General features: G+C 73.0%; 16 protein-coding genes. 4 read left to right on the top strand and 12 right to left on the bottom strand.

All coding sequences use genetic code 11. The features are described 5' to 3' along the window. Positions 1 to 86: 86 nt before the first annotated feature. From AMK22_RS02245 to sph, 5 genes are all read right to left on the bottom strand, one after another. Entirely contained in the window at positions 87 to 740 is a 654-nt protein-coding gene (locus AMK22_RS02245) for a class F sortase (protein ID WP_073781456.1), read from the bottom strand. A gap of 256 nt (positions 741 to 996) precedes the next feature. Next, positions 997 to 1380, bottom strand: coding sequence for a hypothetical protein (locus tag AMK22_RS02240; protein ID WP_073781455.1), 384 nt, complete (start codon positions 1378 to 1380; stop codon positions 997 to 999). Between the two features lie 162 nt (positions 1381 to 1542). Further along, positions 1543 to 3525, bottom strand: coding sequence for a sensor histidine kinase (locus tag AMK22_RS02235; RefSeq protein WP_443333263.1), 1983 nt, complete (start codon positions 3523 to 3525; stop codon positions 1543 to 1545). 64 nt (positions 3526 to 3589) lie between these two features. Then, entirely contained in the window at positions 3590 to 4306 is a 717-nt protein-coding gene (locus AMK22_RS02230; RefSeq protein ID WP_073781454.1) for a response regulator transcription factor, read from the bottom strand. Positions 4307 to 4572: 266 nt separating this feature from the next. Further along, positions 4573 to 5553, bottom strand: coding sequence for a sphingomyelin phosphodiesterase (sph, locus tag AMK22_RS02225; RefSeq protein WP_073781453.1), 981 nt, complete (start codon positions 5551 to 5553; stop codon positions 4573 to 4575). 390 nt (positions 5554 to 5943) lie between these two features. On the opposite strand from sph, the gene AMK22_RS02220 reads away from it, so the two are divergent. Continuing rightward, complete coding sequence (locus AMK22_RS02220) at positions 5944 to 8076, top strand: regulator (protein WP_073781452.1); 2133 nt, start codon at positions 5944 to 5946, stop codon at positions 8074 to 8076. An 11-nt stretch (positions 8077 to 8087) separates the two neighbouring features. On the opposite strand, the gene AMK22_RS02215 is transcribed toward AMK22_RS02220, so the two are convergent. Beyond that, positions 8088 to 9923, bottom strand: a complete 1836-nt coding sequence (locus tag AMK22_RS02215) for a hypothetical protein (RefSeq protein ID WP_242433798.1) — start codon at positions 9921 to 9923, stop codon at positions 8088 to 8090. Between the two features lie 261 nt (positions 9924 to 10184). Here AMK22_RS02215 and AMK22_RS02210 point away from each other — a divergent pair, with 261 nt between their 5' ends. Both AMK22_RS02210 and AMK22_RS02205 read left to right on the top strand, forming a co-directional pair. Then, complete coding sequence (locus AMK22_RS02210) at positions 10185 to 11498, top strand: cytochrome P450 (protein WP_073781450.1); 1314 nt, start codon at positions 10185 to 10187, stop codon at positions 11496 to 11498. Further along, positions 11495 to 12757 carry a cytochrome P450 family protein gene (locus tag AMK22_RS02205; RefSeq protein WP_073781449.1) on the top strand — a complete coding sequence of 421 codons (1263 nt, stop codon included), beginning with the start codon at positions 11495 to 11497 and terminating at the stop codon, positions 12755 to 12757. Before AMK22_RS02210 ends, AMK22_RS02205 begins: the two co-directional genes overlap by 4 nt. A 107-nt stretch (positions 12758 to 12864) precedes the next feature. Here the strand turns inward: AMK22_RS02205 and AMK22_RS02200 are convergent, their stop codons facing one another. The 5 genes from AMK22_RS02200 to xylB all read right to left on the bottom strand — a co-directional run bounded on the left by AMK22_RS02200 (position 12865) and on the right by xylB (position 19088). Beyond that, positions 12865 to 13410: a DUF4232 domain-containing protein gene (locus AMK22_RS02200; protein WP_073781448.1), complete on the bottom strand. Its 546-nt coding sequence runs from the start codon at positions 13408 to 13410 to the stop codon at positions 12865 to 12867. A gap of 160 nt (positions 13411 to 13570) precedes the next feature. Beyond that, the gene (locus AMK22_RS02195) at positions 13571 to 14938 is read right to left on the bottom strand and encodes a cytochrome P450 (RefSeq protein ID WP_073781553.1); all 1368 of its coding nucleotides are present in this window, start codon (positions 14936 to 14938) and stop codon (positions 13571 to 13573) included. Between the two features lie 336 nt (positions 14939 to 15274). Beyond that, positions 15275 to 16120, bottom strand: a complete 846-nt coding sequence (locus tag AMK22_RS02190) for a hypothetical protein (protein WP_073781447.1) — start codon at positions 16118 to 16120, stop codon at positions 15275 to 15277. Next, a complete protein-coding gene (locus AMK22_RS02185) occupies positions 16120 to 17397 on the bottom strand; it encodes a VWA domain-containing protein (RefSeq protein WP_073781446.1) in 1278 nt (425 codons plus the stop codon). The genes AMK22_RS02190 and AMK22_RS02185 overlap by 1 nt, the downstream gene beginning before the upstream one ends. A 200-nt stretch (positions 17398 to 17597) precedes the next feature. Continuing rightward, entirely contained in the window at positions 17598 to 19088 is a 1491-nt protein-coding gene (gene xylB, locus AMK22_RS02180) for a xylulokinase (protein ID WP_073781445.1), read from the bottom strand. A 309-nt stretch (positions 19089 to 19397) separates the two neighbouring features. On the opposite strand from xylB, the gene xylA reads away from it, so the two are divergent. After that, positions 19398 to 20570, top strand: a complete 1173-nt coding sequence (gene xylA, locus AMK22_RS02175; RefSeq protein ID WP_073781444.1) for a xylose isomerase — start codon at positions 19398 to 19400, stop codon at positions 20568 to 20570. 79 nt (positions 20571 to 20649) lie between these two features. On the opposite strand, the gene AMK22_RS02170 is transcribed toward xylA, so the two are convergent. Then, positions 20650 to 21891: an ROK family protein gene (locus tag AMK22_RS02170; protein WP_073781443.1), complete on the bottom strand. Its 1242-nt coding sequence runs from the start codon at positions 21889 to 21891 to the stop codon at positions 20650 to 20652. Positions 21892 to 21954 lie beyond the last annotated feature (63 nt).

The raw sequence follows: 21954 nt of genomic DNA, 5'->3' as shown, positions 1-21954 counted from the left end.
TGCTTGCGCGGGCCTGCTCCGGGTGTCCTGGGGGACGCCCTCTGCCGATGTGAAGTCATCGCCAGTACGGTCCCTCGACGCGGTCGTCAGCTGCGGGTGGCGTACACGATGAGGTTGTCGACGGGGTGGCCCTCGGCGTCGAAGGCGCCGTCGCAGGTGATGAGGCGCAGGGCGCGCTCGTCGGTGGCGCCGTAGACCTTCTTGGTCGGGAACGCCTTCTTGCCGACGGTCTCGGTGCCGGTGACCCGGAAGTGGAGTTCCGCGCCGCGGTCGTTGCGGACCGCGATGTCCGCGCCCTTGGCAATCTCTTTCAGGTCGTGGAAGACGGCCTTTCCGAAGCGGGTGTCGTTGTGCCCGATGAGGACGGCGGCGCCGCGCTCGCCCGGGGCGGGGTTGCCGGTGTACCAGCCGACGGTCATGCCCTTCTCGGCGGGTGGTACCTCCACGGTGCCGTCCGCGTTCAGTCCGAGCCGCATCACGTCACTGTTCACGCCGATCGAAGGGATGCTCACGTGGGTGGGGCGCGGAACGGTGCCCGTCTTTCCGGGGGTGTTCGTGTTCTCGGAGGCTGTGTTGCCGGCGGAGTCGGCCGCTCCCGGGACCGTGGCGGGGTACGAAGCGTCGCCGCCGTCGTGGGCGGTTGATGGGGCGTGCGCACCGCCCGAGGAGCAGCCGGCGAGAGCGAGACAGACGAGCGCCGGAAGCACGGCGCGCCGGAGCGGCACAAGGACACGGAACATGGGGGCTCCAGGGCGGTTTACGGGGAGGCAGGAAGGCGGGAACGGGGGAGTGGCGCCGCCCCGTCCCGGACGGGGCGGCGCCACCGGATGTGTGGACCGGGGCGGCGCCAGAGCGCTTGGCGGTCATCGTGCGCGGTCGTACGCCCCGCGCGGTGGCTGCCGTACGCGACGCCCAGCTCGACGGTTCGTGCCGGATCGACGGGGTCCCTATTGCCCCGGCGGTCCGGGACCGCCGTGTGCCGGTCCGCTCAGTGGATCAGCGGCCCGGCTGTGCGGCGCCGCGGCGGCGCAGCACGAACGTGCCCGCTCCCGCCACCAGAAGGGCGGCCGCGGCCGACCCGGCGAGGACGGTGGTGTTGTCCCCGGAGGCGGCGACCGGCCGCTCACCCGCGGCGACCCCGCCACGAGGCACGGCACCGCGGGGCGCCGGCGAGGACTCCCCGAGGTTGATCCTAGGGACGGGCTTGGATCCGTCCTTGATGAGGACGGGGCTCTCGGACGTGCCCTTCCCGGTGGTCGAGGCGGACGGCGAGGCCACCGGTGCCGAAGAGTCGGCGAAGGCGGCGGCGGACGGGACGAGTACCGCACCGGCCGCGACGGCGGCGAGGACGGCGGTACGCAGGGTCGAGCGATGGCGCATGCAGTGGACTCCATTCCGTATCGGCCCCGGCGTTGCCGGGTGCGGGTCCGCACCGGGCACCGGGGCATGACGACAGGCTGGCGTGGAGTTGTGAGGAAGCTGTCAGACCGGTGTGGCCATCGCATCAGGTCCGCCGCGCGTCGTCCGGCCCGTCGATCCCTGTCACCGCGCCGGGCCCCCGGCACCGTGCGTCCCTCCCTCCGGCTCGGGCTCCGTTCCCGCGCCGGCATCCGTGTCCGTGTTCGTGCGCCTCTCCGTGCCCGCGTCCGCCTCCGCGACCGTGACCGTGGGATCGGTCGGCAGTCGCAGTGTGAACACCGAGCCCTGCCCCTCGACGCTGCTCGCGTCCACCGCTCCGCCGTGCGCCTCCACGAGCTTCCGTACGATCGCCAGGCCCAGCCCGCTGCCACCGGTGCGCCGGTTGCGGGACTTCTCGGCGCGCCAGAAACGGTCGAAGACATGTGGCAGATCACCGGCCGCGATGCCGCTGCCCGTGTCGACGACGTCCACCACCACCTGGTCCCCGGCCTCCGACACGTACGCGTGCAAGGCCACCCGCCCGCCCGCCGGGGTGTGACGCACCGCGTTGGAGACCAGGTTGCCGATGGCCTGCCGCAGTCGCACCGGGTCGGCCGTCAGCCCGGGGACCGGGGCATCCGCGGCCGTGTCACGGACCGTCAGCACGACCCCGGCGGTCTCGGCCCGGCCCTGATGGGCCGCGGCCACCTGTTCCAGCACGTCTTCGATGCGCACCGGCTCGGGGTGCAGCCGCAGCACGCCCGCGTCGGCGGCTGCCAGGTCCTGGAGGTCGTCGATGATGTGCTGCAACTGCACGGCCTCCGTGTGCAGCGAGGCGATGAACGCCGGATCGGGCTCCGCCAGCCCGTCCTGCGCCGCCTCCAGCCAGCCCCGGATGTTGCTCAGCGGGGTCCGCAGTTCATGGGCGACGTCGCTGACCATGTCCTTGCGCTGCTCCTCCAGGCGGGCTCGGTGGGCGGACATGTCGTTGAAGGCCGCGGCGAGCCGCCCGATCTCGCTGTCGTCGGTGACCCGCACGGGCGCGGACTCCTGTCCGTCCCGCATCCGCTGCGCGGCGCCGGTGAGGGCCCGCAGCGGGCTCACGAGCCGGGCGCCCGCGAGCATCGTGGCGCCGACCGTGAGCGCCAGGACGAGGGCGGCGACGCCCGCGATCTTCGCGGTGTTCGACGGGGAGAGCGCGAAACCGGGCACGGTCGTGTCGTTCGCGTCGCCGATGAACAGCATCGCGGGCGAGGCGACATGGGAACTGAGCTGCTCGCGACGGGCCGTGCCGACACAGGAGGCCGTGGCGCGGTCGTCGTCCCCAGTACGCACGCCCGGCACGGGGACGGGCGCCTCCGTGGTCAGGACGATCAGCGGCGGTTCGGACGGCTGCGCCCACGTCAGGTCCAGGTTGAGCCGCACGCCCTCGCGGCCCTGCCGTACCAGACAGGCGTTGGCGAGCCGGTTGAGCGCCGTCAGCGCCTTCCGCTCGGTCGCGGTCGGCCGGTCCAGTTCCTCGGCCGCGCACCGCGTGCCGTGGGCCTCGTCCGAGTCGTTGCCGACCACCTTCACGCGCGGGCGTCCGCTGGGCCCCCGTACCACGTCCGCCGCGACCCCGAGCCGGCTCATACAGACCGTGCTGCGCTCGGCGGCCCGCTGCAGAACGGTGCGTTCGGACGCCGGCAGCCGGAACGGGCCGACCGCGCGCGGGTCGACCCGGTCGGCCGCGCTGCCCGCCTCGCCCACCGGCTGGGACAGGGCCGTGTCCACGGAGAGCGGGTCGACGACCGCCGATGCCTGGGGCGGCAGCGCGGGCCGGGACGGCGCCGTGGCGGAGTCCGCGAGGAGCCCGCGCTGTTCCGTAGTGAGCGCGATCCGCCGGCCGGACCGCCGTGCCAGGTCGCGCACGGTGGCTTCGACGCCGTCCCACGTGGGGTGGGTGGCCGCGTATCCGAGAAGGGTGTTGTAGATCCTGGCGTCGGCGGTGAGGTTGCGCCCCTGCTCCTGCTTGATGGCGCCCGACGTGGTCTGCACGGCGAGCCACGCGGTCGCGGCCACCGAACAGGCCGCCACCAGCGCCGACACGGCCAGCAGCCGGCCGAACAGGCTCTTGCGGAGCGGCAGCCGGGTCGGCGGGCCGGGACGCCGGGCCGTTTCCGGGCGGCGGACGGCCGTGCCGAGCCCCGGGTCACGACGACGGCGCACGTGAGGCACCCCTCGCCGGGTCGGTCAGCTTGTAGCCCACCCCGAAGACGGTGAGCAGCCGGGCGGGCCTGCGCGGTACGGGCTCGATCTTCTTCCTCAGGTTCATGATGTGCACGTCGACGGTCCGGAAGCTGATGTACCGGTCGAAACCGTGCAGTTCCTCCAGGAGCCGCTGCCGGGAGAAGACCCGTTCCGGCTCGGCCGCCATGGCGGCGAGGATCCTGAACTCGCCACGGGTGCACTCCACGGACCGCCCCTCCACCGACACCTCGTGCCGGACCGGATCGACCGTCAGCGCCCCCACCCGCAGCACCTGATCCGCGGCGGTGTCGACGGCCGCCGCCCCGCGTCGGCTGCGCCGCAGCAGCGTTCGCACCCGCGCTATCAGCTCGCGCGGGCTGTAGGGCTTCGTCATGTAGTCGTCCGCGCCGAGGTCCAGTCCCAGCAGGAGGTCGTCCTCGGTGCTGCGGGCCGTCAGCATCAGCACCGGCACTTCCCGGTGTTCGGCGCGCAGGACGCGCACCACGTCCAGGCCGTCCGCCCGCGGCATCATCACGTCGAGCACCAGCAGATCGGGCTCCCGGTGCCGGACCTCGGCGAGGGCGGCGAGCCCGTCCGCGACGACCCGGACCGAGTGCCCCTCGTGTTCGAGATAGCGGCGTATGAGCTCCGCCTGCTTCTCGTCGTCCTCGGCGACCATGACGTTTGCGCACACGCGGACGATCGTAGACGAGTCCCGACGGCCTTCCGCGGGGCTCTCGTCCGGTGCGGTCCCGGTCCGCGGCCCGGTGGACCCGGTCGCGGCGGCCGGGACTCCGGCTCACGAAACCGGCGCGGTCCCGCGACCGTGACCGGGAGCCGACGGACGCATCACGGGTACGGACCGGCCGAGCCGGCGCGACGGCGGCGCGGGACCCGCCCCGACGCCGCGCCGGTCCTCGGGACTCCGTACGCCTCCCCGGGGCGTCACCGTGCGGACGCGACCACCGGGTAGTGATCGGACAGGTTGGTGTACGTGTAGCTCTTGCCCCAGCTGGTCACCGTCCAGGGCGCGCTCCGCTCCTTGATCACGTCGTTGGTCCACCCGGACGGCTTGGCGTGCCCGGCGCGGTGCAGCACGTGATCGAGGTCCTCGCGCGGGTCGTCCGGGTAGCGGTCGGCGGCGATGGAGTTGTCCCGGGTGTCGAACGAGTACGGGTGGCCGGTACGGGCGTCGGCGGCGGTCAGTCCCGCGTCGGAGAGCATGGACGCGTACTCGGAGGAGTGCGAGTCGACGTTGAAGTCCCCGGCCACGACGACCTGTTCGGACGCGGGGATGTTCTTCGCGTCGAGGAAGGCGTCGAGCTGCTTGAACTGCAGACTGCGCTTCGCGGCCGCCTCGCCCGCCCCGCAGCCGGGATCGGTCGACTGCGTGTGCGTGCCGACGACGTGCACCGGGGTGCCGTTGACGTTCAACTCGACGTAGGCGAAGCCCTTGTTGGACCACCAGTCGCTGCCGCAGGCGTCCTTGTAGATGTACTGCTCCTTGCGGACGACGGGCCACTTGCTCAGCACCGTGACGCCGCCGTCCTCCGGAGTGACGGCCGAGTACGCCCCGCCGGTCGCGTCCCAGCCGCTCTTGCTCCGCCCCACCACGGGGGTCTGGTACGGGTACTGGGCGGACGCGTTGCGCAGCAGGGCGTCGGAGGCCGAGTTGTCGAACGCCTCCTGGAGCACCACGACGTCATTGCCCTGGAAGAAGGGCGCCTTGGGTATTTCCGCCGCCCGGTGGTCCTGTCCCCAGTTGGGGTAGAGGGTCTTGCTGAAGACGAACGCGTTGTACGTGAGGACGCGCAGCGACGGGGTGTCCGCCGCCGATGCCTGCGGTGCGTTCGCGGCGAGCGCGACCGAGGCGAGTGCGGTGGCCAGGGCCACGCCGGAGGCGCGGCGGACGGTGGAGTGCGGCACGGGGTCTCCCGGAGCGGAATGAGGGTGGGAAGTTGCCGTCGCCCATCAAAGCAGGGCGAGTTACTCGTGGGTAGACGGTGGATGCCGGGAGTCTTGCCGGAGCACCACGAATGAACGGGGGCGTGGGGGAGTGCCGGGCGGGCGGAGTGCGAACCGCTGCGACGGACCGTCCGACGGGCGCTCAGAGCCCATCCATACGGGGTCGGCCTCCGGGCGCCGCGGGGCGGTCCTGCTCGGCGCGCGCACGGCTGATGCGTGTCGATGGGGGCGAACACCGCGCGCTCCGGGGGGATACCGGGCCGTGTGACGCTAACGTTGGTCCGCACGGTGACGGCGGCGGTGCCGGGGAGGGCGTACCGCGCGGAACACCGGGAACGAGGAGTGCGCGACATGCTGGATCCCACATCGGTGGCGGCGATCTCGGCGGTACTCGGTGCGATCGGCGCGGGAATGGCCAACGAGGCCGGGAAATGGGCCTGGGAGTCGACCGGCGGCGTCGTGCGCAGGATCGTCGGCAGGGAGGTCGCCGCGCCCGTCGCCGCGGACGAACGTGACGACGTGGCCCGCCTGATCCACGAACGGATCCGCACCGACCCGCAACTCGCCGGCCACTGGTCCCTGTTCGCCGCGCGACTGCCCGACGGTCCGCGCCCGGTCAGGATCGCCGGATCGCACCTTCCCGCCTCCATAAGGTTCTTCACGGACCGCAAGGAGGCGATGAGGCGGCTTCACCGCGAGGCGTCCCGCCGTGCCGACGGCAGGCCCCGGCTGGCCCTGGTGCACGGCCCCGACGGAATGGGCACCAGTACCCTCGCCGCGCACTTCGGCTCACGGCACGGCCGCCTCTTCCCGGACGGCCGGATCTACGCGGACCTCGGCGGCGGTGGCGTCGGGAGCGCGCGTGACACCGGCGCCGTCCTGCGCGCCCTGCTGCGTCAACTCGGGCTGCCCGACGAGGGCATGCCGCCCGCCACCGATCTGCTCGGTGAGTTCTTCCGCCACTGCGTGACCGACCGCAAACTGCTGGTGGTGCTCGACCACGCGCATTCCGCGGCACAGGTGCGGCCGTTCCTCACCTCGGCCCCGGGAGTGTTCACCATCGTGGTGGCCAGGTCGCCGTTCCCCGGCCTCGACGCCCTGCGGGTCCCCGTGGGACCGCTGACGGACAGGGACGCGGTGCGGCTGCTCACCGACATCACCGACAAGTCCACCGTCGCCGCCGCCCGCGCCACGCTGCCGTCGCTGCTCGAACGCTGTGGCGGATCGCCCTACGCTCTGCGGGCGGCGGCGGCGCGGCTCTCCACTGCCCCGCCGCCCACGCCCGCCGCGGTGGCGGACGGCGATCCGGTGAGAGGTGCGGCGGACGACGCCTACCGGCTCCTGGCGCCGGAGGCCGCCAAGCTGTACCGGCTGATGGCGTTGCGCGGCTGGCCCGCCTTCGACGCCGATGCGGCCGCGCGGACCACCGGTCTGGACCCGGCGGCCGTCCCCGGCCTGCTCGAGGACCTCGCCGACAGGATGCTCCTGGAGCGCGCCCTCGGCGGAAACGGAGACTGGCGCTACCACTACCGCCCGGGCGTCCGCGCACACGCCGAGACCGCGGCGATCCGGGACGACGGCATCGCCGCCTGCTCCGCCGCTCTCGGCCGCGCGCTGCTGGCCTACGCGGAACGGGCATCGGCTGCGGCCCACCAGGCCCTCCCGGAGAGCTGGCGTGTCCCGGCCCCCGCCGACGAAGGGAGCGGGCGGCGGTACGAGGACAGGGGCGCCGCACTCGACGCGCTCCTCGCGGAAACGGGCAATCTGATCGAGGCCGTTCGCTGTGCCGAGGAGTCGGACGCCCCGGAGACCGGCGTACGGCTGTGCCGCGCGCTGTGGCCGGTGCAGCTCAAGGCGGGACACCACGAGACGCTGCTGCCGGCCCTGCGCACCGGTGCGCGACTGGCCGACGCCCACCTTCCGGAGAGCACCGACGCCGGGGCGCTGCACGCGCAGCTCGCGCACTCGCTCACCGAGTTGGGGCGCTGGGAGGAGGCGGAGACGGAGGCGAGAGCAGCGGCGCGGGCCGAGGAGGCCGCCGGTCACAAGCGGGGGCAGGCCTCGGCCGTCGAGTTCCTGGGCCTGTTGAGGCTGCGTCAGTGGCGGTACCAGGAGGCGCACGAGTGCTTCGACCGGGCCGCCGGCATCCTGGACACGATGGATGCGCGGGACGAGGGCGCGGCCGACCGGCCACGCGCCTCGGCCCTGCTGGAACGCCACCGCGGTCGGGCCCTGCGAGGGCTCGGACGCGGCGAGGAGGCCCGGCGGCGGCTGGAGACCGCGCTGAGCCACTTCCGGACGGCCCGCGACACGTACAACACGGCCCGGACCCTCACCGACCTGGCCGAGACCTGGCTGGACGGCGATGACGGCGACGCGGCGCTGCCCCTGGTCGACGAGGCGATCGCGACCCTCGAAGGCCAGCGCGCCGATTACCACGTGGCGTACCTCCGGCGCATGCGGGAGCGCTGCGTGGCGGGGTGACGCGCCGGCTCTCACCGGTCCTGTCGTGCGGGTGGCGTCAGAGGTGCGATCCGTACCCGGTGCAGCCGGTCCCCCGTCCGTACGCGGAGCCCGGCGTCCATCACCCGGGCGAGCCGTTCCGCGGGCACAGGCGCGTCGGGGACGTACGACGCCAGCCAGGCGTACAGGGCGGAGGCGTACGCGGCGGGATCCGCACCGGGTGCGTCCGCCGCGTCGGTCCCCGGGTCGGCCGACAACAGGAGCGGCTCCTCGCCCCGCACGCGCACCACACAGGCGGACGGTCCGGTCGCATAGGCCGCGACGGAGCAGTTCCGATGGCGGCGGAGCACCTCGGCGGTCCAGACCGCCGGGGAGCCGAAGCGCGGGTCGTCGGGCGTCCCGTCCCGGAACACGACATCGGCCAGGTCCAGGTGGTCCACGTCCCGGGTGTCCTCGTGCAGCGCGATGTGGAGTTCTCCGCCCGGGCCGGGGTCTGCCGCCGGGCGCGGATCGGCCCGGCGGCAGACCGTGACCTCCCCGGGCCCGAGCACCCACGTCCGTACGTGCAGCGGAACGGTCACCGTCCCCGGCTCGTGGTCCGGCAACGGCAGGGGCTTCAACGAGGCCGGGTGATCGGGCTCCGGCGCTCCCATCATCGAGTAGAACAGCCGGCGCAGCCGGGCCGCGGACTCGCCCGGGACGGACGTGGTGAATTCCGCGGGCCCGGTCAGCGGCCGGTGACCGGCGAGAAGCCCTTCGATCTGGGCGACGAGCGACGTGCCGGGATCGAGCTTCGGAGCCTCCCGCATGAACGTGGAGATCGGCGCGTCCGGATCCAGGGAGTCGAGCGGCGCCGCACCCAGCAGCACCGGGGTGCCGAGCGCGGCCGCGTAGAAGGTCACGGAACCGTGGTCCCCGATCACGGCGTCGGCGGCCAGCAGGGCCTGCCGCCACCCGTTCAGCGGGTCGATCAGCGAGAGGCCGGAACGCCGTGCGCGATCCAGCCAGGAACGGACCTGGCCGGGGCCGTGGCCGTGCCAGATGTTGGGGTGCAGTACGGCGGCGAACCGGTACTCGTCGACGGGGAACTCGGCGGCGACCCGATCCAGCAGCGCCGCGACCACATCACCTCCGTCCCCGCCGTCGCCGAACAACGACTCCGAGTTCCACGTCGAGTTGAGCAGTACGAGCCGCTGGCCCGGCCGCACCCCCAGCGCGCGGCGGAAGCGCTCGCGAAGCGGCCGTGCGGCCAGTATCCGGTCGAAGCAGGGGTCACCGGCGAGGACGGCCGTCGGCGCGGCCTCCGGGCAGGCGAGACGCAGGCGCTCGTACTGCTCGGGATGGGAGAGCACGAGGGCGTCCGCGAGCGGTGTTCCCCCGTGGAGCAGCCATTCCGGCGCGAGGCCGAAGACGGGCGCGGCCCGCCCCGGCCCGTGTCCGGTGTCCGGTGTCCGGTGTCCGGTGTCCGGTGCTGCGAGCCTTTTAGTGTAGCCGACACCGTGCGAGAGGACGGCCAACCGGCCTGAAAATACCTCCAGTTGACCACCGAAGCTGGCGGAGACGGCCAGGTCCACCCGTGTCTCGACCGCCTGCTCCCAGGGAAGGACGGGTACTCCCGTCCCGGCCAGCAGCTCCGCCGTACCGGACATGAACGCCGAGGACCCCGTACAGGTGGCCATCAGTTGGATGCGCAGGTCGTCGTCGAACAGGGGGAGCACGTCGAGCAGCCGGGTCGCGGCGGTCACGTTGTGCACGACGACGAGGACCCGCAGACACTCTCCCCGGGTGACCCATCGTTCCGCCTCGTCCCCCACCGGCACCCGCACCCGCCGGGTCCGCCCGTACTCGATCATCCGCACACCGCTCATCCACTCCGACTCGTCCGCTCCGGGCCGCTCACGCGTCGGGCCACGATAGTCAACCGGTGCGTGCGGTCCGACGGCCGACCGGCGGGCCGTCCGTCCCTTTTCGGTCAGTCATCAGTCAGTATCAGTCTCCAGCGATCGTTCATGTGGTGACAACAGTCGTGATCGACGCCGAAAGGATCACTGAATCTCCCTATAGTGAAGCCGCGTTGATCAGCCGACCACCGCAACGAGCGCAGCCCTCGTCACAGGAGAGTCCGTACGATGACGACGCCCGCATCCGCCGTGCCCGACCGTCCGACCGAGGCCGCGGCGCCCCCCGAAGGCGGCTGTCCGGCGCGCGCCGCTTCGCCGGCCGTCCCGCTCGGCGGGCCCGACTTCCACACCGATCCCCGGGTCCTGTACCGCACCATGCGGAACGAACACGGACCGGTGGTCCCCGTGGAGCTGCCCGGGGGATTCCCCGCCTGGCTGGTCATCGGGTACCGGGAACTCCACCAGGTCACCAGCGACGGCGAGCTGTTCCCGAGGGACGTCGGGCTGTGGAACCAGTGGGGGCGCGTCCCGGACGACTGGCCGCTGTTACCCATGGTCGGCCGGCCGATGCCGTCGGTCTACTTCACGGCCGGGGCCGAGCACCGTCGCCACGCCCTCATGGTCGGACGGGTCCTGGAGGAGGTCGAGCAGTTCCGACTCCGCAGGGACTGCGAGGAGCTGGCCGACCGGATCATCGACGGGTTCTGCCACCGGGGGACGGCGGACCTGATCAGCGAGTTCGCCGTGCCGCTGCCCGTGCTCGTCCTCGCCCGTCTGGTCGGCTTCCCCGACGCCGACGGCCCGCGGATCGCCGAGGTGCTGCGCGACCTCGCGGACGGCGGCCCCGGTGCCCAGGAGGCCCATCTGCGGTTCGGCGAGCACATGCGGCGACTGCTGGAGGCCCGGCGGGCCGTACCCGGACCCGACGTGACGTCCCGGATGCTGGCGTACGGGGGTGATTTCACCGACGAGGAGTACGTGCTCGACCTGATGGCCATCACCGCCGCCGGGCACCTCACCACCGCCGACTGGATCGGCAACTCGCTGCGGCTGATGCTCACCGACGACCAGTTCGCCGTGGCGCTCACCGGCGGACGGCACAGCGTCGCCGAGGCCATGAACGAGGTGTTGTGGGAGGAGTGCCCGACACAGATCCTCGCCGGCCGCTGGGCGTCCCGCGACACCTGGCTGGGCGGCCGGAACATCCGGGCCGGGGACATGGTGCTGCTCGGTCTGGGCGCCGCCAACGCCGATCCGCACATCCGTCAGCACCTCCCGACCGCGGCCGGACCGTCGGGCCGACGCGGCAACAGCGCGCATCTGGCCTTCAGCCACGGCGAATACCGCTGCCCCTTCCCCGCCCAGGAGATCGCGGAGACCATCGCCCGTACCGGCATCGAGGTGCTGCTCGACCGCCTGCCCGACCTGGCGCTGTCCGTCCCGGAGCGGGAACTCGTCCGGCGGCGGTCCGCCTTCCTGCGTGGCATGACCGCGCTGCCCGTCCGGTTCACCGCCGTACGCCCGACAGGAGACCTCGCGTGAGCTGTCCGTACACCACTGCCCATGGAGCCGCTCCGAGCGACGGGACCGTCGTCATCGACCCGATGGTCCAGGACCTCGACGGCGAGACGGCGCGGCTGCGCGCCGCCGGGCCGCTCGCCCGCATCGAGCTGCTCGGGGTGCCGGCCTGGACCGTCACCCGGTACGGCCTGGCACGTCAACTGCTCGTCGATCCGCGCCTGGTGAAGGACATCGACGCCTGGGAGCTCTGGCGCAGCGGAGCCGTCACCCGCGCCTGGCCGCTGATCGGCATGATCGACGCCGGGCGCTCCATGTTCACCGTGGACGGGGCCGAACACCGACGGCTGCGCGCCAAGACCTCCCAGGCACTCACGCCGCGTCGGCTGGAGGAGATACGTCCGCGGATCGAGCGGTTCACCGAGGAACTGCTCGACTCCCTGGCCGAGCACGCCGAACGGAGTGCGGACGGTGTCGTCGATCTCAAGGCCGTGTACGCGCAGCCGTTGCCGATGCGGGTGGTCGGCATGCTGATGGGGGTGGACGAATCGGAGCACCCCATGCTGCTGCGGCGGTACAAGGCGTTCTTCTCCATGCTCACGCCGCACGAGGAACGCCTGGCGCTGCTGGCCGAGTTGGACGAGTTCTACGCCGCCCTCGTGCGGGAGCGGACCGCCCGGCCCACCGACGATCTCACCAGCGCGTTGATCCTCGCCGACGAGGGAGGGGAGCCGCTCACCGAGGAGGAGGTGATCGGCAACCTGAAGGCGATGGTGGCCGCCGGGCACGAGACCACCATCGGGCTGATCCTGAACTCCGTACGCGCGCTGCTCACCCACCCCGACCAGCTGCGAAGGGTCCTCGACGGCGAGATCGCGTGGGAGACGGTGATCGAGGAGTCGCTGCGCTGGGACACCCCGACCACGCACCTCCTGATGCGGTTCGCCACCGAGGACATCCCGGTGGGCGACGTGGTGATCGCGAAGGGCGAGGGCGTGGTCGTCTCGTACCGTGCCGTCGGCCGCGACACCGAGCAGCACGGGCCGGACGCCGACGACTTCGACATCACCCGGCCGACCCCGATCCGTCACATGGCCTTCGGACACGGTCCCCACATCTGTCCGGGGGCGGCACTCTCCCGGGTGGAGGCGGGCATCGCGCTGCCCGCGTTGTTCGCGCGCTTCCCCGGGCTGAGGGCGGCCGTCCCGGACCACGAGATCCGCAAGCTGCCGGTGATGACGCAGAACGACATGGAGGCGTTCCCGGTCCTGCCGCTCGGGTGAAACGGGCCGAGGCGAAGGACGGCACGGGCCGGGAGGCGCGCGGGGCCGCCCCCCCCCGTACGTCGGTCCGTCGCCGTCCGTCGGGCGGGAGGGTCCGCCGCCGTGCGTCAGTCCGTCGCGTCCGCCAGAGCACGGTCGGCCGCGGCGCGCGACCGCTGCCACAGCGTGGTCTCCGGCTCCCACACGTGGATCCCGTCGGGCATGCCCACCAGGGACGCGGAGAACGTGACGCCCCGGTGGGAGGGGTCGGCCGCCACGGACAGGCTCCGGACGACGTGCCCCTCCACGGCCCCCGGATCCGCCGTGCGCATCGCCGCGTACGTCCGCTCGCCCCGGGCGAGCGCGTAGGGACCGCTCTCCGAGGGCGGAACGGGCTGGGCGGAACCGTCCAGGCCCCTGAACGTGACCGTCGGGATCCGGTCCACCACGCAGGTCCGGTCGCCGCGGTTGACGACGTCGATCCGGACGACGTTTCGGCGGCCGCCGGGCTCGGCCCGCACTTCGAGGTCCTTCTCCGGGCAGACGGCCTGCCGGTTCGTGACGCCGTCCGGTGCGGTGGCGGCCGGGGCCGGTGCGGCGGTGGCCGTCGACGCCAGGGCAGCACCGACGGCACCGACGGCGAGGGCGGAGACGAGAGCGGAGCGAAGACGCATGGTGTTTCTCCCGTGGGGTCGGTGGCCTGCGGATACGGCCGGGAGGCCCGGCGGCCTGCGCGGTCGCCAGGGCCAGTGTGGCCGGTGCGGCCCGGCCTCCGCGACAGAACGGGGGCAAATGACCTCGACGGATCCGTGTCGGGGCGGTCCGGGGCGGTTCTCAGCGCGCCCGGACCGTGGCCATCACCTCGCGGTCCGGCTGCAGGGTCAGCGACGGCACGGGGTTGATGACGCCGGGATCCACCTCCAGGTGGAAGCGGCGTGCCAGCACGGCCAGGACCAGCACCGCCTCGACCATCGCGAACCGTGTGCCCAGGCAGACCCGCGGGCCTCCGCCGAACGGGAACCAGGCGTACTCCGCGATGTCGTCACCGCTCTCCGGGTCCCAGCGCTCGGGTCGGAACTCCTCCGGCTCGGGGAACCAGCGCGGGTCGCGGTGGGTGGCCCACTGGCTGGTCCACACCCGGGTGCCCTGCGGAATCGGTATGCCGCCGATCCTCGCCCCCGCCTTGGCGACGCCCGTGACGAGCCAGATCGTCGGGTAGAGACGCAGGGTCTCCTTGACGACCGATCGGGTGTACGGCAGTCGGGCGTAGTCGTCGAACTCCGGCTCCCGGCCGCCGAGCACCCGGTCCAGCTCCTCGGCCAGCGCGGCACGGGCCCGCGGATTGCGGGACAGCAGGTACCAGGCCCACACCAGGGTCGAACTGGTGGTCTCGTGCCCTCCGATGTAGAGCGTGACCGTCTCGTCGCGCACCTCCCGGTCCGTGAGGTGCGCTCCGGTCTCGTCGACCGCCGTCAGCAGTCGGCTGAGCAGGTCGGGACGGTCGCTCCCGCCGTCGCGGTGGCGGGCGACGACCCGGCCCACCTCGGCGTCGATGACCGCGGCGGCCTTCCTGATCCTCGCCCGGCCCGGTGTCGGCACCCAGTCGGGCAGCAGCGCGCCGATCCCGGCGAATTCCCTGCCGATCTCCTGCTGGGCCACGTCCATCGCCCGGCCCATCGCTTCGGCGTCGGCCGCGGTGTCGACACCGAAGATCGTGCGGACCGCGATCCGCTGCGTGAGCGCCGCCATCTCGCGCTTGATGTCGACGCGTTGACCGTCGGTCCAGGCGTCGGCCACTTCCACCGTGCTGCCCGCCATCGTCGCCGCGTACGAACGCACCTGCTTGGGGCGCACGGACGGCTGGACCAGCGAGCGCTTGCGCCGCCAGTCGGCGCCCCGGGCGACCACCACGCCGTTGCCCATCACGGTGCGGAAGGCGATGCCGAGCGCGGGCTGGTCGAAGGAGCGTTCCGTCTCGGTCAGCAGTTCTCCGATGCATGCCGGATCGGCGACGTACAGACTGGAGTTGGGGCCGAACCGCCAGGCGACCACGTCTCCGTGGCCGCGCAGCCGCTCGAAGAAGGCGAGCGGGTTCTTGCTGAACTGCGACAGGTTTCCGAGGAACGGCAGCCCCCTCGGGCCGGGTGCGATCGTGTGGCCTCGTGGTTCGGTGCCGACGGCCGGGCCGGTCTCCGTGGACATGAAGGTCTCCGCTCCCTCGTTCCGCTCCGTGTGACGCACCTCGACCGGTGCGCGACGGCATGGCGTCAGGATTACCGCACGACACGCGCCTCGTCATCTTCCTTGGACGGAAGGGGAGTTGTCGATGCCGAGCCGTGATCCGTGAGCTGTGTGCCGTGGGCGGGGGAGCGGCGCCGGGGCATGGGGAGCGGCGCCGGTACGGGTGCCGCCGGGCGGGAGCGGTTCTCGGTCCCGCCCGGCGGGCCCCGTGCCGGTGATGCCGGGGGTACGGTCCGGTCGGCCCGGACGTGGGACCGCCCGGTGACGCGGCTCGGTTCCCCCCGGTGCGACGTCGCGTCAGATGCCCGGCGGGACCCGGGACGGGCGGCCGGTGCCGCGGGTGAGGGAGTAGCCGAAGACGGCGGCGAGCGCCCCCAGGACACCACCGCCGACGGTCCACAGCCAGCGGTTGGTCCACCAGCCGGAGGCCCAGCCGTCCTCGGGCTCGCTGCCGAGCGAGACCCTGGTCCGTCCATCGTCGTCGGTGGCCGAGGAGTCCGACACCTGCTCGACGGAGGACGCGCCGGGAACCAGCGGTTCGGCCAGCGTGCCGTCCACGTCCGCCGCGCCGCCCCGGTCGACCGAGCGGGCCTCGACCTCGGCCCGGATCGGGAGACCCAGGTCCGCCGAGGGGAGGTCGACGACCGTGAGGCGTACGTAATAGCTGCCCGGCAACGGGTCGTTGGCCCACGGCTCGGACCAGGCGCGAACGGTACGCAGCACGCAGGTCAGCTCGACCGACGACGCGTCGGCCGCCGCCTTCCCGGTCTGGCGGCCGTACATGCACGCCTGGCGGCGTCGCAGCCCGTCGTACACGTCCACCTGCCAGGTCGACGTGCCGTGCCGGGCGGCGCTCTCCGGCAGGGTGATCTTCGCCTTCACCGTGGCCCGCTGCCCGGCGTCGGCGGGGAAGACCCAGTACAGGTAGTCGCCCGTGGACGCCTCGGCGGTGGCGCGCTGGTCCTGCTGGATCGCCGTCGCCGTGCGGAAGGTGGTGCCGGCCTCCGTGGGGCCGGGAGCGCCGTCCGAGGAACTCGGGCTTGGGTCCGCCGACGGGTCGTCGGCCGTGGCGGCCCCCGCCGATGTCAGCAGGGCGAGCCCGGTCAGCAGCGCACCCGCGAGTGCACGAGTCGTACGCCTCATCAGTTGGTCCTCCAGATGGCGATGCGCCAGCGCGAGAGCCAGCCCGTCAGCAGTCCCGCGACCAGTCCGGTGAGGACCAGGACGCCCAGCAGCCACCAGCCGTGGCCGAGACCGAACGCGGCGACGTCGGACGCGTCGTCAGGGGCGTCCACCAGGTCCACGGTCAGCTCGATGGGCATGCCCGGTTCGGTCTTCACCGAGGCCGGAACCGAGAAGGAGTTGCTGACCTGGAGGCACACGGTCTCCGCGGCGGGCTTGTCGTCGCTGTCCGTGTCGTCCTGCTGCGGCTTCGGGTAGCGCAGACCGGAGGAGATCGCGTCGGTTCGGCCGGTGCCGGACTCCGAGCCCCGGACGATCTCCCGCCCGTGCACGGTCACCGCTCTCAGCAGCACGCCGTAGTCGTTGTTCACGGCACGGTCCGCCGAGACACTGACCGAGGCGCGCAGTTCCTGGCCGGGCAGGACGTCCACCCGGTACCAGCGGTGCTCGCCGATCTTCTCGCGGTCGGTGTACAGACCCGCCTTGAGCTGGGGCGCCCCGGAGCAGCTGTCCGCGCCCTCGGTCGCCACCGGAGTGACGACGGGTTCGGCCGCACGGTCCACCAACTGCTTCACGCGGCCGGACAGTTCATCGGTGTGCTGGACGGCGGTGTAGGTGCCGCCGGTGGCCTCGGCGATGCAGGTCAGCTGCTCGCGGATCTTCGCGTTCGGCACCAGGCCCAGGGTGTCGATGACCAGGTGGATGCCGCGTGCCGCGATGTCGCGCGCCACCTCGCACGGGTCCAGCGGACCGCAGGTGTCCTCGCCGTCCGTGATCAGCACGATCCGCCGGGTGGTGTCGCCGCCCTTGAGGTCGTCGGCGGCGCCCAGCAGGGCCGGGCCGATCGGGGTCCAGCCCGTGGGGGCCAGTGTGGCCACCGCGGTCTTCGCCTCGGTGCGGTCCAGCGGGCCGACCGGGTAGAGCTGCCTGGTGTCCTTGCAGCCGACCTTCCGGTCGTCGCCCGGGTAGTTGGCGCCGAGCGTCCGGATGCCGAGCTCGACCTGCTCGGGCACCGCGTCCAGGACCTCGTTGAACGCCTGCTTCGCCGCGGCCATGCGGGACTGGCCGTCGATGTCCCGGGTCCGCATCGAACCGCTGACGTCGAGTACCAGCTCGACCTTGGGGGGAGCCTTGGTTGGGGTTTCGTCGGCCGCGGCGGGGAGTGCCGAACCGAGCCCGGCGGTCAGGGTGGCGAGCAGGATGCCCACCCCGACCGTGAGCCTTCTTCTTATGATCATCGCCGGATACTATTGAAGATTGCTTCGCTTCCCCAAACCGGTGCGGAGGCGGTGGAGGCTCCCTTCTTCTGTGCTTTCGGGGACGAGTGACACGCGGTCAGTGGCCGTGCGACCTGCGGTGAACCGGTGGGTCGCACGCACTCGGCGACGGGTGACCCGTCGTCCGTCACGCGTGGTCCGTGTCCGCGCCGCCGACGGGGCTACGAGGGAAGGGACCCGCCCAGGAGGGGGCGTGCCGCCCGCTCCAGGACCGACTCCACCCGCTCCCAGGTGGCCGAGTCCCGCCGGACGGCGGGCAGTAGGGCCCCGTCGTCCGCGCCCCAGGCGGTTGCGATCGCGACCGGGTCCTCGTCCGTCGCCGCTGCCGCGGCCAGCGCAGCCGCGCCCAGCGCCACCGGTTCGCCCGGGGCGGGCACGATCAACGGCCGCCCGGAGAGCCGTCGTACCGTCTCCACCCACGTGCGCCCCCGGGCGCCGCCGCCGATCAGACGCAGCGGCCGGGCGGCCACCTCGGGGGCGGCCGGGTCGAGGCCGCAGGCCCGCAGGAGTTCGTCCAGGGCGCGCAGCACGGTGACGACCGCGCCCTCGTAGGCGGCCCCGAGGAGTTGGCCGGGGGTGGTGTCGTGCCGGAGTCCGGTGAGCAGACCCGAGGCGGTGGGCAGGTCGGGTGTGCGCTCGCCGTCGAGATAGGGGAGCAGCACCGTCTCGCCGCCCGGCGTCGCGTCCTCACGGTCCAGGCCCAGCAGGACCGCGACCTTGTCGACGGCGAGCGTGCAGTTGAGGGTGCAGGCCAGCGGAAGGTACGTGCCGTCCGTCGCGGCGAACCCCGACAGGGCCTTCGACACCGGCCGCGACCGGGAGGCGGCGAAGACCGTGCCCGAGGTGCCGAGGCTGAGCACCGGGTGGTCCAGCAGCCCGGTGCCGCCGAGGCCGAGACCCACTGCGGCACCCATGTTGTCCCCGGTGCCCGCGGCCACGGCGATCCCGGCGGGCAGACCCAGGGCGTCGGCCGCGTCGGCGGTCAGCGGGCCGATACGTGTCGCTCCGGTCCCGGCCACCTCCGGCAGCAACGCGGCTTCCAGGCCGATCAGTTGGAGAAGTTCAGAGTCGTACGCGCCGGTGGCGGTGGAGTACCAGCCGGTGCCCGAGGCGTCGCCCGGGTCGGTGGCGGCGATCCCCGTGAGGCGCTCGGTGAGGAAGTCATGGGGGAGGCGTACGGCGGCCGTCGCGTCGGCGGTGCGCGGCTCGTTCTCCCGCAGCCAGCGCCATTTCGAGGCGGTGACCGAGGCCACGGGGGCCGAGCCGGTCCGCAGCGCCCAGGCGTCGGGACCGCCCAGTGCCGCCGTGAGTGCGGCGGCCTGCGGGGCGGAGCGGGTGTCGTTCCAGAGCATCGCCGGACGCAGCGGACGCCCCGCCCGGTCGAGGACGACCAGCCCGTGCTGCTGCCCGCACACCGCGATGCCCGTCACGGCGGAGGCGGGCACACCGGACTCCTCCAGCCCCGCGGCTACGGCGTCGCGCAAGGCCCGCCACCACATCTCGGGGTCGCTCTCGCGGGCCCCGGCCTCCCCGAACACCACGTGCGGCGCGCGGCCGACGGCGAGTCGTCGGCCGGTTTCGGCGTCGACGAAGAGAGCCTTGGTCGACTGGGTGGAGCTGTCCACGCCGACGACGACGGCACGCGAATGCACGGCCCGTCTCCTTCCTGCTCCCGCGCGGTGCGCAGGCCGTGCCGCGGGGGCGGTCGATTCGTGCCATGCGGCGAGTGACGCATGCGTCGGACATTTTCGACCGTGAGGAGAACAAAACAAAGGGCCGGGTCCGCGCCGGGCCGTGAACGCCTCGCGTACGCGAGGAGATAGTGAGGGAATGCGACGGGGTTACGGCGCGGGGGCCGCGGGTGCATGATTGGTCATCGGCGTAAACAAATATCCGGGCGGGTCCCGGTATCCGGCCCCGTCCCGGGTCCGGGACCCGACGGCACCGAAGGCGGCCAGACGATGACGACGGAACGCTTCACGCCCACTCCCGCGGACAGGTTCACCTTCGGCCTCTGGACGGTGGGCTGGCAGGGACGTGACCCCTTCGGCGAGGCGACCCGCGCCGCACTCGACCCGGTCGAATCCGTCCGGCGCCTCGCGGAACTCGGCGCGTACGGTGTGACGTTCCACGACGACGATCTCGTTCCGCCCGGTGCGACGGACGGCGAGCGCGAGAGGATCGTGAAGCGGTTCCGGCAGACGCTGGACGCGGTCGGGCTCGTCGTGCCCATGGCGACGACGAACCTCTTCACCCATCCGGTGTTCAAGGACGGCGCGTTCACCGCCAACGACCGGGACGTACGCCGCTACGCGCTGCGCAAGACCCTGCGCAATATCGACCTGGCCGTCGAACTCGGCGCCACCACCTATGTGGCCTGGGGAGGTCGCGAGGGCGCGGAATCCGGCGCGGCCAAGGACGTCCGGGTCGCCCTCGACCGCATGAAGGAAGCCTTCGACCTGCTCGGCGACCACGTGACCGAGCAGGGGTACGACCTGCGATTCGCCATCGAGCCCAAGCCGAACGAACCGCGCGGCGACATCCTGCTGCCGACCGTCGGACACGCCCTCGCCTTCATCGAGCGCCTCGAACGCCCGGAGCTGGTCGGCGTGAACCCGGAGACCGGGCACGAGCAGATGGCCGGGCTGAACTTCCCGCACGGCATCGCGCAGGCCCTCTGGGCGGGCAAGCTCTTCCACATCGACCTGAACGGGCAGTCCGGCATCAAGTACGACCAGGACCTGCGGTTCGGCGCGGGCGACCTGCGTCAGGCGTTCTGGCTCGTCGACCTGCTGGAGACGGCCGGCTACGAAGGCCCGCGGCACTTCGACTTCAAGCCGCCGCGGACCGAGGACCACGAGGGGGTCTGGGCCTCGGCCGCGGGCTGCATGCGCAACTACCTGATCCTCAGGGAACGCGCCGCCGGCTTCCGCGCCGACCCCGCCGTGCGGGAAGCCCTGCGCGCGTCCCGGCTCGACGAACTGGCCCGCCCGACCGCCGCCGACGGGCTGTCCGGGCTGCTGGCCGACCGGTCGGCGTTCGAGGAGTTCGACGTCGACGCGGCGGCGGAACGCGGCATGGCCTTCGAGGCACTGGACCAGCTGGCCATGGACCACCTGCTCGGCGTCCGCTGACCGGCCGTCGCCGCGGGCGGGTCCTGCCCGGCGGTCGCACGGGGCGCGTGCGAGGTGTGCGACGCGCGCGCCGCGACGGTCAGCCGGTGGTCCGGTCCCCGGCGTACGCCACCGGGTCGGCGAGCACCTTCGCCGTCACCCGGGCCGCCGCGCCCCGCGCCGCGTCGCCCGCCACGGATGCGGCGCGCAGCCGCCCGTTCTCCGGGGACCAGAGCCCGGACACCACCCGGGCGGACAGCTCCTCGGCCACGGGCGGGGACAGCCACGGCATCAGACCCCGGTAGATTCCGCCGAGCACCACCGCGTCCGGGTCGAGCAGGTTCACCGCCCCCGACAGCACCCGCCCCAGCATCCGCCCGGCCTCCGTGACCGCGGCCACCGCCCGGCCGTCACCGGCCCGCGCGCGCCGTTCCAGTTCGGCGACCCCGGCTCCGGCGCCGGACTCCTCGATGCCCGCGGCCCGCAGCAGCGCCGCCTGCCCCGCGTACCGTTCCAGACAGCCGCGCGAGCCGCACCGGCACTCCGGGCCCGCCGCGTCCACCACCACGTGCCCGATCTCCCCGGCGAACCCGTGGGCCCCGCGCAGGAGTTCACCGTCGACGACCAGGGCGCCGCCGACGCCGATCTCGCCCGTCACATGAAGGAAACTGCGGACCGTGCCCGGTGAGCCGAACCACAACTCGGCGAGGGCGGCCAGATTGGCCTCGTTCTCCGAGCACACCGGCAGCGCCCCGTGCCCGGGCCGCCGGCCGATGAGCGAGGCGGCGAAGAGTTCCTCGGCCGGGACCCGGTTCCAGCCCAGGTTGGGTGCCTGACGCACCGTGCCGCCGGAGACCAGGCCGGGCAGGGCGAGCGTGGCCCCGACCGGGGACAGCCCTTGCTCGTGCGCCGACTCCAGGGCGCGTGCGGCGATTCCGGCCGCCCGCGCCAGCACCTGTGCGGGGGGCGCGCCGCGGTTGTCCAGGTGCTCGGTGAGGCGTACCCGGTCGGTGCCCGCCAGGTCCACGACGCACACCGACACGTAGTCGATGTTGACCTCCACCCCGAGCCCGGCCGGTCCCGTGCGGGCCACCCCGAGCGCGGTGCCGGGGCGCCCCGCCTGCCCGCTGAACGTCTTGCCGTACTCGGTCAGGAACCCGAGGCCGAGGAGCTGTTCGACGAGCGAGGACACGGCCGCGCGGGTCAGCCCCACCCGGGCGGCGACCCCGGCCCTCGTCGCCTCGCCCTCGTCACGGACGGCCCGCAGCACCAGGCTGAGGTTGCTCCGGCGCACGGTGTCCTGGTCGGCCTTCGGCCCCAGCGGTGCGAGGTTGCGCTTCATATCGGGGCCGAGCCTATGCGATCCCTTGTACGAAAAGTGGCGCCATCCTCGTGCGGCGGGACG

The sequence above is a fragment of the Streptomyces sp. CB01580 genome, from assembly GCF_001905795.1.
In the GTDB taxonomy this organism is placed as follows: Bacteria; Actinomycetota; Actinomycetes; order Streptomycetales; family Streptomycetaceae; genus Streptomyces.
Note: the sequence above shows the minus strand (reverse complement) of the source record. Positions and strands in the feature narration are given on the sequence as shown.

Excerpts from the sequence above, each read along its gene's own strand:
- xylA (WP_073781444.1), top strand. The coding sequence starts at position 19,398 with ATGACGACGGAACGCTTCACGCCCACTCCCGCGGACAGGTTCACCTTC.
- AMK22_RS02215 (WP_242433798.1), bottom strand. The coding sequence starts at position 9,923 with ATGAGCGGTGTGCGGATGATCGAGTACGGGCGGACCCGGCGGGTGCGG.
- AMK22_RS02190 (WP_073781447.1), bottom strand. The coding sequence starts at position 16,120 with ATGAGGCGTACGACTCGTGCACTCGCGGGTGCGCTGCTGACCGGGCTC.
- AMK22_RS02240 (WP_073781455.1), bottom strand. The coding sequence starts at position 1,380 with ATGCGCCATCGCTCGACCCTGCGTACCGCCGTCCTCGCCGCCGTCGCG.
- AMK22_RS02170 (WP_073781443.1), bottom strand. The coding sequence starts at position 21,891 with ATGAAGCGCAACCTCGCACCGCTGGGGCCGAAGGCCGACCAGGACACC.
- AMK22_RS02230 (WP_073781454.1), bottom strand. The coding sequence starts at position 4,306 with ATGGTCGCCGAGGACGACGAGAAGCAGGCGGAGCTCATACGCCGCTAT.
- AMK22_RS02185 (WP_073781446.1), bottom strand. The coding sequence starts at position 17,397 with ATGATCATAAGAAGAAGGCTCACGGTCGGGGTGGGCATCCTGCTCGCC.
- AMK22_RS02195 (WP_073781553.1), bottom strand. The coding sequence starts at position 14,938 with ATGTCCACGGAGACCGGCCCGGCCGTCGGCACCGAACCACGAGGCCAC.
- AMK22_RS02200 (WP_073781448.1), bottom strand. The coding sequence starts at position 13,410 with ATGCGTCTTCGCTCCGCTCTCGTCTCCGCCCTCGCCGTCGGTGCCGTC.
- AMK22_RS02220 (WP_073781452.1), top strand. The coding sequence starts at position 5,944 with ATGCTGGATCCCACATCGGTGGCGGCGATCTCGGCGGTACTCGGTGCG.
- AMK22_RS02245 (WP_073781456.1), bottom strand. The coding sequence starts at position 740 with ATGTTCCGTGTCCTTGTGCCGCTCCGGCGCGCCGTGCTTCCGGCGCTC.
- AMK22_RS02210 (WP_073781450.1), top strand. The coding sequence starts at position 10,185 with ATGACGACGCCCGCATCCGCCGTGCCCGACCGTCCGACCGAGGCCGCG.